13 protein-coding genes are annotated in these 16,153 nt (G+C 35.2%); 6 read left to right on the top strand and 7 right to left on the bottom strand.

Going from position 1 to position 16,153, the window contains the following annotated elements; translation table 11 throughout:
• Positions 1–21: 21 nt before the first annotated feature.
• The 4 genes from aceE to ampD all read right to left on the bottom strand — a co-directional run bounded on the left by aceE (position 22) and on the right by ampD (position 5,603).
• Positions 22–2,703 (bottom strand): pyruvate dehydrogenase (acetyl-transferring), homodimeric type, encoded by a 2,682-nt coding sequence (gene aceE, locus Q4496_RS03420; protein ID WP_303609936.1) that lies wholly within the window; start codon positions 2,701–2,703, stop codon positions 22–24.
• 99 nt (positions 2,704–2,802) lie between these two features.
• Positions 2,803–3,549 (bottom strand): pyruvate dehydrogenase complex transcriptional repressor PdhR, encoded by a 747-nt coding sequence (pdhR, locus tag Q4496_RS03415; RefSeq protein ID WP_215973444.1) that lies wholly within the window; start codon positions 3,547–3,549, stop codon positions 2,803–2,805.
• A gap of 339 nt (positions 3,550–3,888) precedes the next feature.
• Positions 3,889–4,836: a beta-lactamase regulator AmpE gene (ampE, locus tag Q4496_RS03410; protein ID WP_215973445.1), complete on the bottom strand. Its 948-nt coding sequence runs from the start codon at positions 4,834–4,836 to the stop codon at positions 3,889–3,891.
• A 152-nt stretch (positions 4,837–4,988) separates the two neighbouring features.
• Positions 4,989–5,603 (bottom strand): 1,6-anhydro-N-acetylmuramyl-L-alanine amidase AmpD, encoded by a 615-nt coding sequence (ampD, locus tag Q4496_RS03405; RefSeq protein WP_215973446.1) that lies wholly within the window; start codon positions 5,601–5,603, stop codon positions 4,989–4,991.
• 43 nt (positions 5,604–5,646) lie between these two features.
• Here ampD and Q4496_RS03400 point away from each other — a divergent pair, with 43 nt between their 5' ends.
• Together Q4496_RS03400 and nadC are read left to right on the top strand one after the other, a co-directional pair.
• Positions 5,647–6,168 carry a TIGR02281 family clan AA aspartic protease gene (locus Q4496_RS03400; RefSeq protein ID WP_215973447.1) on the top strand — a complete coding sequence of 174 codons (522 nt, stop codon included), beginning with the start codon at positions 5,647–5,649 and terminating at the stop codon, positions 6,166–6,168.
• Positions 6,169–6,180: 12 nt separating this feature from the next.
• The gene (gene nadC, locus Q4496_RS03395) at positions 6,181–7,098 is read left to right on the top strand and encodes a carboxylating nicotinate-nucleotide diphosphorylase (RefSeq protein ID WP_215973448.1); all 918 of its coding nucleotides are present in this window, start codon (positions 6,181–6,183) and stop codon (positions 7,096–7,098) included.
• Positions 7,099–7,436: 338 nt separating this feature from the next.
• Here the strand turns inward: nadC and msrA are convergent, their stop codons facing one another.
• Positions 7,437–8,006, bottom strand: a complete 570-nt coding sequence (msrA, locus tag Q4496_RS03390) for a peptide-methionine (S)-S-oxide reductase MsrA (RefSeq protein WP_215973484.1) — start codon at positions 8,004–8,006, stop codon at positions 7,437–7,439.
• A 277-nt stretch (positions 8,007–8,283) separates the two neighbouring features.
• Here msrA and Q4496_RS03385 point away from each other — a divergent pair, with 277 nt between their 5' ends.
• The 4 genes from Q4496_RS03385 (at position 8,284) to Q4496_RS03370 (ending at position 13,933) form a co-directional block, all read left to right on the top strand.
• Positions 8,284–9,906 carry a methyl-accepting chemotaxis protein gene (locus Q4496_RS03385; RefSeq protein WP_303609935.1) on the top strand — a complete coding sequence of 541 codons (1,623 nt, stop codon included), beginning with the start codon at positions 8,284–8,286 and terminating at the stop codon, positions 9,904–9,906.
• A 79-nt stretch (positions 9,907–9,985) separates the two neighbouring features.
• Positions 9,986–11,761 carry a GGDEF domain-containing protein gene (locus tag Q4496_RS03380; RefSeq protein WP_303609934.1) on the top strand — a complete coding sequence of 592 codons (1,776 nt, stop codon included), beginning with the start codon at positions 9,986–9,988 and terminating at the stop codon, positions 11,759–11,761.
• A 283-nt stretch (positions 11,762–12,044) separates the two neighbouring features.
• Positions 12,045–13,292 (top strand): HAMP domain-containing sensor histidine kinase, encoded by a 1,248-nt coding sequence (locus Q4496_RS03375; RefSeq protein ID WP_303609933.1) that lies wholly within the window; start codon positions 12,045–12,047, stop codon positions 13,290–13,292.
• Between the two features lie 89 nt (positions 13,293–13,381).
• Entirely contained in the window at positions 13,382–13,933 is a 552-nt protein-coding gene (locus Q4496_RS03370) for a response regulator transcription factor (protein WP_303609932.1), read from the top strand.
• A 28-nt stretch (positions 13,934–13,961) separates the two neighbouring features.
• On the opposite strand, the gene Q4496_RS03365 is transcribed toward Q4496_RS03370, so the two are convergent.
• Together Q4496_RS03365 and Q4496_RS03360 are read right to left on the bottom strand one after the other, a co-directional pair.
• The gene (locus tag Q4496_RS03365) at positions 13,962–15,095 is read right to left on the bottom strand and encodes a DUF3083 family protein (RefSeq protein WP_303609931.1); all 1,134 of its coding nucleotides are present in this window, start codon (positions 15,093–15,095) and stop codon (positions 13,962–13,964) included.
• Between the two features lie 196 nt (positions 15,096–15,291).
• On the bottom strand, positions 15,292–16,065 hold the full coding sequence (locus Q4496_RS03360; RefSeq protein WP_303609930.1) for an ABC transporter substrate-binding protein: 774 nt from the start codon (positions 16,063–16,065) through the stop codon (positions 15,292–15,294).
• Positions 16,066–16,153: the final 88 nt, after the last annotated feature.

Raw genomic sequence — 16,153 nt, 5'->3', positions numbered from 1 at the left:
ATTTTCCTCTCTAGTCACTAATTATGCGTAAAGTGGGTTAAGTTTTTCAGTGTTTATATCAAAGCGTTTAATCGCCTCTGAAACAACTGAGCTTTCAATATCACCACGGTTTGCTAATTCAAATAATGAAGCAACAACAACATATGCAGCACTTACTTCAAAATGCGTACGTAAATTTGCACGACTATCACTACGACCAAAACCATCAGTACCTAAACAACGGTATTCTGTATCAATGTATGCACGTACTTGGTCTGAATAGTTTTTAATATAATCAGTTGCAGAAATTGCTGGACCAGCTTCTTTGGTAATTACTTGGGTAATGTATGGCACACGTGGCTTGCTTTCAGGGTGAAGCATATTCCAGCGTGTTACGTCTTGACCATCTCGGCCTAATTCATTAAATGAAGTTACTGAGTAAACATCGCTTGATATGTTGTAATCATTAGCAAGAATTTGCGCAGCTTCACGTACTTTTTCTAAAATAGTACCTGAACCTAATAATTGAACATTAGCAATGGCTTTACCTTTAGCAGGAGCAACTTGTTCTAGTTGATAAATACCTTTAATGATTTCTTCTTCAACAGTTTTACTTTCAGGCATTGCTGGGTGTTGATAGTTTTCATTCATTAATGTTAAGTAGAAGAAGATATTTTCATTTTCTTCATACATACGACGTAAACCTTCACGCACGATAACTGCAATTTCATAACCGTATGTTGGATCGTAAGTTACACAGTTAGGAATTAAACCTGCTTGCACGTGTGAATGACCATCTTGATGTTGAAGACCTTCACCGTTAAGTGTTGTTCTACCAGCCGTTGCACCTAATAAGAAACCACGTGCTTGGCTATCACCAGCGGCCCATGCTAAATCACCAACACGTTGGAAACCAAACATCGAATAGTAAATGTAGAATGGAATAGTGGTCGCATTACATGTTGAGTAAGATGTACCTGAAGCAACCCAAGAAGCCATAGCACCTAATTCGTTAATACCTTCTTGTAGTACTTGACCTTTTTTATCTTCACGGTAGTAAGCTACTTGATCAGCATCTTGAGGGACATATTTTTGACCTTCACTTGCATAAATACCTACTTGACGGAATAAACCTTCCATACCGAAAGTACGTGCTTCATCAGGAATAATTGGTACAACACGTTTACCTATCTTCTTATCTTTTAATAAGCTGTTAAGTACACGTACAAATGTCATTGTTGATGACACTTGACGATCGCCTGAGCCTTTTAATATTGGTTCAAATATTTTAAGTGCCGGGATTTCAAGTTGCTCTTCCGCTTGTTCACGACGTGCTGGTAATGAACCACCTAGTGCTTCACGGCGCGCTTTCATGTACTTATATTCTTCGCTGTCTTCAGGGAATCGGTAGAAAGGTAAATCAGCGATTTCGTCATCACTTACCGGAATGTTAAAACGATCACGGTAATGCTTAATTGATTCAACATCCATTTTCTTAACGTTATGGGCAATGTTTAACGCTTCGCCTGAAGCACCTAAACCAAAACCTTTAACTGTTTTCGCTAAGATAACGGTTGGACGGCCTTTAGTGTTCATTGCTTTTTCATAAGCGGCATAAACTTTAACTGGATCATGACCACCACGGTTTAAACGCCAAATGTCTTTATCAGACATGTTAGCAACCATCGCTTCTGTTTCTGGGTATTTGTTAAAGAATTTTTCGCGCGTATATTTACCGCCTTTCGCTTTACAGTTCTGATATTCACCATCAACAGTTTCATTCATTAATTGTAATAACTTACCTGATGTATCACGTGCAAGTAACGGATCCCAGTAGCTACCCCAAATAACTTTAACTACTTCCCAGCCAGCGCCACGGAATGTACCTTCAAGTTCTTGAATGATTTTTCCATTACCACGTACAGGACCATCTAAGCGCTGTAAGTTACAGTTAATAACAAATGTTAAGTTATCTAAACCTTCACGAGAAGCTAAACCAATAGCACCTAATGATTCTGGCTCATCTGTTTCACCATCACCTAAGAAACAGTATACACGTTGACCAGAACAATCTTTAATACCACGATCGGTTAGATATTTTAAGAAGCGTGCAGTGTAAATCGCTTGTAATGGACCTAAACCCATAGAAACTGTTGGGAACTGCCAAAAATCTTTCATTAAATGAGGATGAGGGTATGAAGATAAACCTTTGCCATCACATTCTTGACGGAAGTTGTTCATTTGCTCTTCAGTTAAACGGCCTTCCATAAAAGCACGAGAGTAGATACCTGGAGAAATATGACCTTGAGCAAAAATAAAGTCGCCACCATCTTTTTCTGAAGCAGCTTTGAAGAAGTGGTTAAAACCAACATCATAAAGTGTAGAAGAAGAAGCAAAACTACCAATATGGCCACCAAGCTCTAAATCTTTTTTAGAGGCACGTAATACTAATACTAACGCATTCCAACGAATGGCAGCACGAATACGCGACTCTATCGTTTGATCCGCAGGCATATGAGGCTCTTGTCCTGGCGGGATAGTATTTACATAAGCAGTTGTTGCTTCAAAAGGTAAATGTGTACCACCGCGACGGGCGCGCTCAATTAAGGCTTCAAGTAAAAAGTGTGCGCGCTCTGGCCCTTCATTTTCTAATACTGATTCCATCGATTCTAACCACTCTTGGGTTTCTAATGAATCGATATCAATGTTTGGTAGATCTGACATATTGTATTGTCTCCAATATTATTGGTTTATTTAATAATTTTTTACATATTTGGCATAGGTTATCTACGCATTTATATACATTAGCTTTTAAATCAGTTTTTACATTCGTCTCATGGAACGTTCCATACGGCTGTGTTCGTGCGTTAGCTTTAACAGTACTTCTTCAATAAAAGCAAGGTGACGATGACTTGCACCCCAAGCTTTTTTGGGCTGTCCACTCGTAATAGCGTCAAGCAAATTTCTTCTATAATCTGTTATCTTGCTAAAGATATCAGGACGTTTTGCTAACATTGTTAAATTTCGTTCTATGTTATCTATCAATAGTGCTGACATACTTCTAGCAGTATGTAATATCACAGCATTATGTGACGCAGTACATATAGCAACATAAAATTCATAAACGGCATTAGCTTCTATACTATAGTCGTTCTCTAATTGACAATTGCCTATATTGTCATGTTTGGCTTGTATATTCTCAAAATCGGCACTTGTTCCACGCATTGCAGCATAATAAGAAGCCATGCCTTCGATACCATGGCGAAATTCTAATAAATCAAATTGTGATTCATTGTTTTCTGCCATCAAATCAAATAATGGGTCAGAAAAAGACTTCATAATCGCTTTCGATACGAAAGTGCCGCCGCCTTGTTTACGTGTAACTAATCCTTTAGCTTCTAACTTTTGTACTGCCTCACGAAGTGAGGGGCGAGAAACATCAAATTTTTTAGCTAGCTCACGTTCAGGTAATAGTTTCTCGCCTGGCAGTAAACCACCTTCTAAAATCATGTTCTCTAATTGCACTAAAATAATGTCAGATAGCTTTTTTTGTTTTAATGGCTGTTGCATTAAGTGTTAAATCCTAATAAATATCCCTTGGTAAATTGGTATTACCATTTGTTTTTATGTTAGTAAAATAACAAAGATGCTCGTAGTTAGCAATGTAATTTAGTTGAGTTTTGCTTGTAAAGCAAGAAAGATCACGATGAAATGAAGAATAAAAAATAGAGTAAAAACTTAAAACAATTGTTTTATTTTAGTTCTGAAATTATTGGTAATACCAATTTGAAGGCGTAAAAAAGTAGCGATTAACAAGAGGTGCAGTAAAGTAGTTTCAGAGAATAACATTTTAAAAAAATATTTTCTCTGAAACTGAGTTTGCTTAAATTATTGTTATTACAGTAGTAACTAATTAACAATTCCTATTAATGTGAGTACGGCAATAAGTGCTAACATTAACAAAAGGTTTCTTTTTGCTAGGCGAACTAGTAAGCAAGGCTCTGCTGTGCAGTCTCCATCTTCAAGCATAATATCTTCCGATTTTTGTGCTACATCAATAAGAACTTCATGAGTAAGTTTTTTTGTATCAAATAAACTTTCTAACCACATTGGAAACGCTTTAGAAAAATGTCCAACGAACATATAACCGAATGAGGTAATGCGTACCGGTAACCAATCAATGTAGAACAAAATTTTGTGATAATTATTACAGCTTAATGTCGTTTTATCGTTAATGCTCTCATCGTGAGAACTTTCAAGTGATGAATCTATAGTTTCTTCAACAAGTGTTTGTTCGCTATCCTTAACTTCAGCTGTTTCATTTTCACTGGTTTTATTTAAGGTACAACCATTTTCTTGCTCTATTACTGTCGTTAATAAACGATAAAACACCGCTCCTGCCGCCCCAAAAACAATGAAAAAAAGCATAATGGCAATATAGTAACGGTAATTTAACCAAATAAGTGCTTGTCCAAAGCCAACGGCAGGTAGGTTTTTATCTTCCAGTAACTGCTGATGGTGTAAACTCGAAGTGGTATCGTCACCTTTAAAGGCAGCAAGTAAATATTGTTTGTAACTGTTTCTTGTCTTAGAGCAACCTAAGGTGACAATAAGCACTAGGGTTGAAATAATTAAATGTAATAACCCATTATCTACTATGGCTAAAATGCCATAAATTATAGCGACAGGCACTAGCAAAAATAGAGTGTAACGAATATTTGTTGCTTTGATGTTTGATAAAACACCGTTAGTTTGGAAAAAACTGATATATTTTTGATAGTAAAAATCGAAGCGCCATATGGATGAAGAAAGGGTTTTTTCAGCCATTAAGGCGATTAGTAAACTTAGTAAACTCATGTGTAACCTTATTTATTAATAAATAGAATCCATTTGTCATAAGGATCAATTAATTGTATGTATTGATTAATGCCAATACGGTACTTTTCCTTTTAATAAAACTCTATAATTTAAAGCATAGTTGTATTTTTTGTCGCGATAAATTAAAAGAATTATTCGTTAACTTTGTTGCTTTGTAAACACTGATGAAAATAGGGCCAATTAAATGCTGGCCCAGGATCTGTTTTTCTACCTTTAGCAATATCACAATGTCCAGTAATATTTTCATTACTAACAAGCGGATAATTTTTTTGTATCATTGCTGTTAGTGCCGCTAATGCTTGGTATTGTGCTTCTTCATAAGGAATATCATCTGTACCTTCAAGTTCAATACCGATAGAAAAGTCATTACACTTTTCTATGCCATTAAAATTAGATACGCCCGCATGCCATGCTTTATCATTAAAAGATACATACTGAATAATACTGCCATCACGCTTAATTAAGCAATGGGCAGATACTTGTAATTCAGCTATGTCAGCAAAGCTCGGATGGGCATTGGCATCTATTCTTCCAAGAAAGAGATCTGTTATATAATTATTACCAAATTCACCCGCAGGTAATGAGATATTGTGAACAACTAATAAAGAAACAGGCACACTTTGGCATCTAGGCGTGAAAAAAGGCGATCTTTGTTGAGACTGCTCTGATAACCAACCATTTTCTATGGTGTAGTTCGGTTGCAAATTATTACGCTTTATCACTTTTTTCTGCTTGCTTAACGACATACAATAACTTTTATTTTAACGCTTATGTGAGAATTTCTTTATTATGACTGAAGATGACTCAACAAACAAAATTGCTAAGTTATTTGTTTGGCTTGCATGGATTATTGCGATTGCATTATTAATGTATTTTTTTCAAGGTGTGCTTGATAAACAATATAATCCAAATAGTCAGCCACAAGTTAGCTTAAATAGTTCAGGGCAGGCAGAAGTTGTTTTACAGCAAAATAAGCAAGGACACTATGTTACATTGGGGAGTATTAATGAATCCCCGGTAACTTTTTTACTTGATACTGGAGCAACGCAAGTGTCAATTCCTGCCCATATCGCTGATGAATTACAGCTAGAAAGCTTTGGTAGTTACCCTGTTAGAACCGCAAATGGTACGGTAACTGTTTATAAAACCCAAATAGATCAACTTAGCATTGGTAATATTTTCCTATATAATGTTGCCGCGCATATCAACCCTGCAATGAAAAGTGATGCCATTTTGCTGGGCATGAGTGCTTTAAAAGAAGTAGAGTTTAGCCAAAAAGGCAAACAACTCACTTTACGTGAATACCGCTAACAGGAATAAAAAATGCATACTTCTGAACAACTTACTACAGCCCTTTCTGCCGAGATAAGCAAATTAAAACAAGATATCACCGCAACTGTTAGTTGGGCACTGAAAGAAGATTTAGGTGTTGTTGATGGACAACACCCTAAAGTAGAACAAGATATTACCGCGATGTTAATTCCTGCAAATGAACAAGCAGTAGCAACTGTTATTACTCGTGAAGACTGTATTGTTTGTGGTATTTCTTGGGTTAATGAAGTATTTTCACAATTAGATAAGTCACAGCCCGAGTTAGCAAAAACTAAAATTACTTGGTTTGTTAGTGACGGAGAAAAAGTTAAAGCAAACACAACCTTATTTCAACTTGAAGGTAATGCTCGTACTTTGTTAACGGGAGAGCGTACAGCACTTAACTTTCTGCAAACCTTATCAGGTACAGCAACCTTAACAAGCCAATATGTGCAAGAATTAGCAGGCTCAAATACTAAACTTTTAGATACTCGTAAAACATTACCTGGTTTACGCAGCGCACAAAAATACGCTGTACTATCTGGTGGCGGTGTAAATCACCGAATAGGCTTGTTCGATGCTTTTCTAATTAAAGAAAATCACATTGCTGCTTGCGGTGGTATTGCACAAGCTGTTGCTACAGCAAAACAAAATCACAGTGATAAAACCGTTGAAGTGGAAGTAGAGTCAATGGATGAACTTCAACAAGCACTAAGGGCAGGGGCTGATATTATTATGTTAGATAATTTTACCCCTACCATGATTGAAGAAGCGGTTAGTGCGACACGTGGTAAAGCTAAATTAGAAGTATCGGGTAATATGACGATAGAAATTTTACAAGAATACACTAAAGCTGGTGTTGATTTTATTTCTAGTGGCGCACTAACTAAGCACGTACAAGCTGTCGATTTATCAATGCGCTTTCAGTAATTATTCAGTCGCACTTTACAGTAACTATTTTAGTTTTTGGGCTTAAGGACAGTATTTAAATAAAGCTAACTAGCGTAACAGCGCAAGTGTTTTTCGCTTTAAGAGATTAAGAGAGCGGGTTGGTAAAATAATGGAACGAGTGATATTCAAAGGTGTTTGAATAGTTCATTATTTGATATGGCAACTAGAAGCTTACTTGTCAAAAGCAGCTAAATAGGAGCGGCTACCTACTGGGCTTTATCAGCAGAGCCAAAAGAAGTATTTTATGCTCGTTATGGGGATTTAGAGCGGCTAAATACTTCTTTAAGCCAAAGTGTTTATAAACTTTATATTTTTAGCTATTTTAATTTACTAACAAATGTTTGCCTAAATTTTGCTAATTTAGGTGATACTACTGCTTGGCAATATTGATTCTCAGGATTATTGTTAACGTAATCTTGATGATACTCTTCACCAGAATAAAATACTTCTGTAGCACACACTTGTGTGACAATGTCTTGCTCAAACATTGTTGCTTCTGTCATTTCTTTAATGATTGTTTCAGCTATTTTTTTCTGAGAGTCATCATGATAAAAAATCGCCGAACGGTATTGAGTCCCTATATCGTTACCTTGTCGATTTAATTGTGTCGGATCATGTAAGGTAAAAAATATTTCCAGTATTTCTTGGTAAGTAATTACAGCAGGATCAAAACTAAGTTGTACTACTTCAGCATGCCCAGTTTCACCTGTACATATTTCTTCATAGGTTGGTGAAACTGTTTGCCCACCCATGTACCCTGATGTGGCTGAAAATATACCTTTAACTTGCGTGAAAGCCCCTTCAATACACCAAAAGCATCCTCCTGCTAGGGTAGCAAGTTGGTTGGTGTTATCACTTTGAGTGTTATTAACATCAGTTGTTGTCATTTTTGTCATAGGGTTTCTATTCACTATTATTTGCGAATTAATCTTTCAATTAATTTACCGTTTAAATTAGAGGTTAATTGAAATATTAATATATTCATTTAGTCGCACATATTACAACAATAAATTGTGTAGTTAAACTGTCATTAGCGTAAGACCTTTTAAGGTATAACAACATCCCCGATGAAATATATCTGTAATACTTAAGTAACATTACCGTCATACTGTCTTGTTATTCTGCAATTAATTATAGTCTACTCTTTTAATGTCAAACTCTTAAATGAAAAAACTAAGTCGCGTTAGCAGTAAACTTATTATTTTATCTTTGGTGCCTTTACTTATATTTAGCATTATTATATTTGCTTGTATTAAGGTATCAACAGATCGTCATCTACAAGCTCAACAAATACTTGAAGAACGATTAAGCCAAACTCAACGACTTAATTTAATTATTAGAACCTTTACTTCTAATATTATTGATACTACTCATAAGTCTCGAAGCGGGATGGAGTTATGGCAAGATGCCAAAACAAAAGTCGCCGCAGGGAAAGCTATTATTGTTCAGCAGTGGCAAGCGTATAAAAATGGTAATTTATCGAGTAAAGAAAGTGAACTAATTCCAGAGATTCAGCCACTTTATGATAAAAGCCTGAATGCAATAGCCATTATAGCTGAGTTAATTGAGGAGGGCTCTTCGTATGGCATGGGGAATTATGTCGATTTAAAACTCTATAGTTCCTTAGAGCCCTTCTTAACAAAATTAGATCAATTAGTTTTATTACAAAAACAATTAGCTCATGAAGACAGTTTAGTGAGTAGTAAGTTAACCACACAAACGAACCAGATAATTTTGCTCACCGTAAGTATCGTTTCTGTTTTAATTTTATTAATGGGCTGGTCAATTTTCCACTCGATTAGAACTCCTCTCAAACACTTACACCGCACGATAATTAATGTTGAAAAAGAGTCTAATTTATCCTTAAGGGTCGATTTAAATAACCAAGATGAGTTAGGTGAAATAGGGCAGAGCTTTAACCTTATGATGGATAGAATTGTTGGTTTTGTCGGTACTTTAGCGAATATAGGTACAACATTAGATGCAGCAACTGAAAAAACTATTATTGCTTGTCAGGCAGCACAAGGGCAAGTGACAAGTACACAGAATGAGTTATCTAATGCTAACGCTGCTATTACCCAAATGACCAAAGCTGTTGAAATTACTCAGGGGCATACCGAGAATACAATTACTGTTAGTAAAGATGCCGATAAACATGCTGCAGATAATTTTAAAGTTGTTGTGCAATCGTCACAGCAAATCAAACAACTTGCAGAAGCTATTGGACACTCTACTCAACAGATGAATGATTTAAGGGAGCATGGGCAGCAAATAAACTCTGTATTAACGGTGATAAAAGCTGTTGCTGATCAAACTAACTTATTAGCGCTAAATGCGGCTATTGAAGCTGCTCGTGCTGGAGAGCAAGGGCGAGGTTTTGCCGTTGTTGCTGATGAAGTTCGCTCGCTTGCATTACGTACTCAAGAATCAACAGGGGAAATAGAAAGCGTTATTGCGAATATCAGAAAAGCCACGGATGATGCAGCTGAGCAAATGAGAAAAAATGAAGATTTTGCTAATCAAGGTGCGCAAACGATCAAAAACACAGAATCTAATCTACAAATTATTACACATTCATTTAGTGAAATAATTAGTAAAAATGAAATTATTGCTCAAAACCAAAGTGAACAATTACAAGCGGTTGCAGAGGTGAAAAATAGAATGGATCGCGTTTTTTCTTTATCAGATAAGAGCCGTTCAAATACTAATAATGTCTTAGATAATGCCAAGTTAGCTGAAAATTTAAGTTTAGAATTAAAACAAGCATTAACCCAATTTCATTATTAATCAATAACCTTAACCTTTTTAATATTATTAATACTGATGTCTAAGGATAGGCTTTTGTCACCAATTATGAGATAAATCCATGCAAGCAACCATTCAATCCATTGTATCTAATAAGCTTATTACGACTGTTTTTCAGCCAATATTTGATGTTGAAAATGAAATAATTGTTGGTTATGAGGCGTTATCGCGTGGACCTAAAAATACTGATTTTTATTCACCTGAGGCATTATTCTTACAGGCACAAGAAGATAACTTATTGTCTGAACTTGAACTGCTATGTCGAGCAAGTGCAATTACACGTTTTGTTGAGCTGAAGTTAGCAGGTAAGTTGTTTATTAATATTTGTTTGAATGTCATGCTTAATAAAGATCACCCTCACGGTGAAACGATCAAATTGGTTGAGCAGGCTGGATTATCACCACAGCAAGTGGTTATCGAAATCAGTGAAAAGTCACCGTTTCCCAATAATGATATTTTGCTTAAGGCACTGAATAAATATAGAAAATTCGGTTTTGATATTGCCATAGATGATGTCGGTGTCGGGTATTCAGGTTTAAAGCAGTGGAGTTACTTACGCCCTGACATTGTTAAAATAGATCGATACTTTATTGATCGTTGTGATCAAGACGTGATGAAGCGAGAGTTTTTAAAAACGTTATTTGAATTAGGGCGAATATCTAACGCTCATATAATTGCTGAAGGTATTGAAACTAAAGAAGAGTTTGAGTTACTGCGTGAGCTTGGTATGGTTTATAGTCAAGGCTTTTTCTTAGCTAAACCGAGCGAAAACCCAATAAGGTGTTTTCCAGTCCTTGATATTAGCTCTTCTATCGAGTTGCAATCGAATGTTGAAACTATTGCTTCGCTTGTTACAGCAACCACAACGGTTGATTATAACCAAAATGTTAATTATGTTTATGAGCTGTTCACTCAAAACCTTAATGTTCATGCTATCCCTGTTTTACATGATGATAAACCGCTAGGAATGATTTTTCGTAATCAATTGATGGAGTCATACTCTGATATTTATGGCAGAGCGCTGTTTTCTAAAAAGTCTGCTCGTGACATTATGTCTAATACGCCAATGATTATTGAGCATTCTATGCCTTTAGAGCAAGTTAGTGCGTTATTAACCGCCAGAGCAAACTCAGAATTTACCCAACCCTCTATTATTACTGAACATGGAAAGTATATTGGTGTTGTTTCACCGCGAGATTTATTAAGAAGTATCACTGAATCAAAGTTAGAACAAGCGAGATACGCGAATCCATTAACCGGTTTACCTGGTAATGTGGTAATAGAAAAAGAAATAGATTACATGCTAAATAAGAAAAAACCGTTTAATTTAGCCTATTTGGATTTAAATCATTTTAAGCCGTTTAATGATATTTATGGCTATGCTAAAGGGGATTTATTACTGAAAACATTGGCGAATTGCATAATGATTAACACAAATAATAAACATTGTTTTGTTGGTCATATCGGTGGCGATGATTTTATTATTATGTTTAAAAGTAATGATGTTGAATTGGTTTGTCAAAAAATATTAGGTGATTTTGCTAAACAAAGTTTGTCATTTATTACCAAAGAACATCAAGATCAACAGGGGTATAATGCTTTAGATCGTCGAGGGAATAACATCTTTCATCCTTTAGTGAGCTTAGCTATTGGCGTAATCCAACCTGATCCTACTTGTTACAACTCTTACCACCAAATAGCTGATTTAGCTTCTAAAGCTAAATCAGAAGCTAAAAAGCAAACCGGTAATAGTTTATTTATTTGCAGAAGGCAAAAACTAGACGAGTTTAAGGGAACTGACAATAATTTCCCTCAAGAGCTAGTTAATATCAGTTAGGCTGATTAATCAGGTTATATAGTGTTGTCTATCACTGTCCTCACTCTCTGTTAACTGCCACTTAAATTGAATTTAAATTTAAGTGGCGGTGGGCTCCTCTGCTATTTTAAATGATTTTAAAACAGATAACTTATTACCAAATTATTGTACTGTTTTTTGATTTTGCTCATTACATAACTCAAAAATAAAGATAATATGATATACATATTTATTTACAGAGTGAGCTTAGCGAAGGCTTATTAAGCTAAGTACCGCTTTGCTAACCTAATATTGTTAGTCATTTATGTTTCCATTTTTTAAAATCGCTAGTTTTTCAACAACCTTAAAGTCAGGCAACCCTATGCAAATGGTACTTGCTTTACGTAGTGTCGCCATTGTTATTCAATTATTGTTAATACTTTTTGTTAACCTAGTTTTAAATTATCAACTGCCATGGGCTCCTTTATTTGGCGTTATTGCACTAGAGTTAATTTATACTTTTATTAGTTTTGTGTTTTATCAAAAAAAATTGCAAGTTAGTCAACTGGCTTTATTAATACAAATTTGCTCTGACATCGTATTTATGTCGCTGTTATTATTTTTTAGCGGTGGTGCAACGAATGCTTTTGTGTCGTTATTATTAATACCCATTGCCATTGCTGCTGTAACACTACCACCCACCTTACTCACTTTAGTTGCCTTTTTGGCGATTGGCTCTTATAGCATTTTATTATGGTTTTTACCGATGAGTGTTATGCATGGCAATATGGAAGGGCACTTTATTGCGATGGGGATAAACTTTTTGTTTTCTACATTAGTTGTTGCACTTGTGGTCGGAAAAATGGCACGTAGCATTAACCAACGAGAATTAGCGATTGCCGCTTATCGAGAAGACTTATTAAAGCAAGAGCAAGTAACTTCTCTTGGGGTTGCTTCAGCCCAAGTAACTCACCAATTAGCAACGCCTATTGCAACCATACAATTATTGGTAGATGAACTTGAGGAAGACTTTACTGATAATAGTATTATTGTCGATATGCAAAGTCAGTTAAAACGTTGTAGTGTTAGTTTAGATGCATTCCGTTCGATGGTACTTTCTATTAAAGAGCAAACGAGGACGGTGAGTACCGTCGATAATTTACTCAATGAGATATTAGAAAATTTACGCGTAAATTACCCTGATATTGATGTTAGGCTACTAAAAGAACATCAAGTCGATGTTACTATTATGGCTGATGCAACACTATTACCAGCAATACTTAATTTAATTAATAATGCAATACAAGCAACTAAAGCAAATTCTAACCAAGAAATAACCTTAACGAGTCAAGTAAAAAAGGGCTGTTGGCAATTTATTATTAGGGATAATGGGCCTGGATTTACATTGGAAAAATTAGAAGAATTAGGTATGAAGCCGGTAAGTAGTGAACAAGGTTTGGGGATGGCCGTTTTTTTAAGTCATGCTACGCTTGAGCGACTTGGTGGTAAGTTGTTATTAACCAATCACCATCAAGGAGGCGCTTTAGTTACCTTGACTTTACCGGTGCAATAATTAGCTAAAGCTTTTACGGAACTTAAAATAAGTGTTATTTATTGGGCATCATACAAACTAATACAGACTAGACAGAGAAATGGATTAACATGACTAAAGAATTGCTACTGGTAGAAGATGATACTATATTTGCTAACACGGTTATGCGGCGATTAACCAAACATGGTTTTAATTGCTCACATGTAGACAGTAACTCTGAGGCCCTACTCGCATGCCGCCGACATGCGCCAGATTATATATTACTTGATATGAAATTAGCGCAAGAAACCACATTAGGCATTATTGCGCCATTAAGAAAGGTTAGGCCTCAAAGCCGTATTATCTTACTTACCGGTTTTGCCAGCATTGCTACTGCTGTTGATGCGATCAAGTTAGGGGCAGATGACTATTTATCTAAGCCTTTAGACACACAAACTTTATTAGCGGCTCTAAATGAAAGTAAAGCACCAAGTATTTCAACAGATATTGAATTAGAAGGTGAAACACTATCAGCAGAGCAAGCACAGTGGCAATATATTCAACAAGTATTAAAAGCAAATAACGGTAATATTTCAGCCACCGCTCGTCAGCTATCTATGCATAGACGTACTTTACAGCGTAAACTTCAAAAAAAACCTCAGGGTGATATTGTAAAAAGTTAATAAGGTAAGGTTAAATTTTAGTGTAAAATTAAAAATTATAAGCGATATGTTGATGAAACCTGATAACAACTTCATCTTTATTTGGCTCCATCTTTAATCCTGTAGCCATCAGTTTTAACGCTTTTTCTATTTGATTTAAAAAGCGGGCAAAACCATGTTCAGTTTTGTTTTTATCTGTGGCAACAAAGATCAGTTGCACATTGTCAACCAGTTCACTCGCATCCCACTTACTTACTATTCCACAAGGATTTTGCTCAGGATTGTAACCTAACATCTGTAACTCCCCAATGCGAGAGACAATATCATGAATACTGTAACGTACAATAGGTACTAAGCCATTGGCAATTAAAGCGCCATTATTTAAATTAAATTGCATTGAAGCTTGTGTAAAGGTATCTGTTAAATAAGTATATAAAGGGTTGTATGGGTCACTTGATGTCGGATCAATGTCAACCATATTGAGTAATCTATTAGAAATTGGAATGTTAACAATAGCATATGTCATTGCTGAGTGATATTTAGGTAATTCAACATCTTGACCTGCATAACGCTGACTAATAGGGCGCAGTTTGTGTGCTCGTGTTGTTAATGAATTATCTATATTATTTGGCTTACTTTGTGCAAATAAGTCATAAGTTATATGTTGATGATCACGTAAGCGAATCTCACTTTCATCTAAAGAAATTTCGTTGGCATACGCGCGAACTAATTGAGATATTTTTGTATGGAAAAGTGCTGAATTCTCTCTAATTTTTGTACCTGAAGTGAGAAACAGTAATGATATTTTTTTAGCACGCTTATTCGCATCAAAAAAAGTTTTTTGTAAATGATGATTTTCAGGATTATAGTAAAATAGAATTTGTTGATTTGTTTGCCATTGATGCATTTCTTGGCCAAACCTAACGCGTGCTATTTTATCATTAGCAATAAATTGACAGTTTTCTACTTCAAACAAATCAGACAAATCAAATAATATTTTCGCTAATGCTTGGTAAAAGGCATAAAAGTTTTCTTGCTGAACACTAGCTTGATAAGGCGATTTTGAAAATTGTTGAATTAGTTCATCTGTGATTGTGAATTCAGCTAATATGTATTGGTTATCACGTGCATTATTAGGAATATAGCTTTTATGATCAGCATTTCGTTTTCTCATAATAGACATCGAATTTCCTTCTTTAACCTGCGCTCAGGTTATTTAGATAGTTAAGTTATTGCGCTAAGTGTAGATTTATTTAATGACATTTTTATGTCACCTAGATGGCAAATTGAAGACAATGTGAACATAACTATTTTGATAGAAGAGGGAGTAATGGTATAAACGATTAGGAGATTAGTTGAATTAATTTTATCTTTCGTACTTAATCCAGAGTATTAAACATAATTGGCGTCCATTTTTTTCTAATAGCAGGCAATATTCCTTCTTGCTCTAACTTTTTCATTATTTTTTTTAGCTCAGCTACAACATGTTGCTCTGTCGTTATACTACAGGCAAAATGAAAATCTAAAGTAAAATCTTGCACACTATAAACGCTTTTATATTTTGATGCGGCTTCCGTGCTTTTTACCCGATGTAAGATAAGATCATCATTAAGGACAACTAAATCAATATTACGGCTAGGCTTCTCAAGTAACTGTAATAAAGAATCATAGTTATCCATCACATACAGGTTTTTATTTTCAATAAAGCCTTTTGATAAAAGAAAGTGGTGCGTTACATCATCTCGTATCACGGCTGTTTTATATTTTTTGGCATCATTTAAGGTCGATATTTTGATCGTACTTGAGGCAAGTGAATACATCGACACTGTACTGCTAATTATTTGTCCTACCCAGTTAAATAAAAGCTCACGTTCAGGAATACGGCCTATTGAATAAATACAAGTATCCTCTTCATGCAGCGCTCTATTGTAAGAAAGCGACCAAGGATAAGCTTCAATATTGTAATCAAAGGATGAATTTTTTAATGTCGCTTCTACTATTTCTGTTGATATTCCGCTGATTTCGTTTTTATCAACTATTTGAAAAGGAGCTAAATGTTCAGTAAGAATCGTTAATTCTTTTGCTTGGATATTGGCACTAAAGATCATTACACATATAATCAGGTTATTAATCAAATCTCTATTGATGTGCATATTTGAACCCCTTTCTTTATATGATCTTTATATTATTTTGGTGATTTATAGTACACTTTTTTAGAAATACTTCTATTAGTATTATTTG

The organism is Colwellia sp. 5_MG-2023, assembly GCF_030547795.1.
GTDB lineage: Bacteria > Pseudomonadota > Gammaproteobacteria > Enterobacterales > Alteromonadaceae > Colwellia.
The sequence above is the reverse complement of the archived record's forward strand: the minus strand, read 5'-3'. Positions and strand labels throughout refer to the sequence as shown.

Coding starts and splice junctions, on each gene's coding strand:
- aceE (WP_303609936.1), bottom strand. CDS start 2,703: ATGTCAGATCTACCAAACATTGATATCGATTCATTAGAAACCCAAGAG.
- pdhR (WP_215973444.1), bottom strand. CDS start 3,549: ATGCAACAGCCATTAAAACAAAAAAAGCTATCTGACATTATTTTAGTG.
- ampE (WP_215973445.1), bottom strand. CDS start 4,836: ATGAGTTTACTAAGTTTACTAATCGCCTTAATGGCTGAAAAAACCCTT.
- ampD (WP_215973446.1), bottom strand. CDS start 5,603: ATGTCGTTAAGCAAGCAGAAAAAAGTGATAAAGCGTAATAATTTGCAA.
- Q4496_RS03400 (WP_215973447.1), top strand. CDS start 5,647: ATGACTGAAGATGACTCAACAAACAAAATTGCTAAGTTATTTGTTTGG.
- nadC (WP_215973448.1), top strand. CDS start 6,181: ATGCATACTTCTGAACAACTTACTACAGCCCTTTCTGCCGAGATAAGC.
- msrA (WP_215973484.1), bottom strand. CDS start 8,006: ATGACAACAACTGATGTTAATAACACTCAAAGTGATAACACCAACCAA.
- Q4496_RS03385 (WP_303609935.1), top strand. CDS start 8,284: ATGAAAAAACTAAGTCGCGTTAGCAGTAAACTTATTATTTTATCTTTG.
- Q4496_RS03380 (WP_303609934.1), top strand. CDS start 9,986: ATGCAAGCAACCATTCAATCCATTGTATCTAATAAGCTTATTACGACT.
- Q4496_RS03375 (WP_303609933.1), top strand. CDS start 12,045: ATGTTTCCATTTTTTAAAATCGCTAGTTTTTCAACAACCTTAAAGTCA.
- Q4496_RS03370 (WP_303609932.1), top strand. CDS start 13,382: ATGACTAAAGAATTGCTACTGGTAGAAGATGATACTATATTTGCTAAC.
- Q4496_RS03365 (WP_303609931.1), bottom strand. CDS start 15,095: ATGTCTATTATGAGAAAACGAAATGCTGATCATAAAAGCTATATTCCT.
- Q4496_RS03360 (WP_303609930.1), bottom strand. CDS start 16,065: ATGCACATCAATAGAGATTTGATTAATAACCTGATTATATGTGTAATG.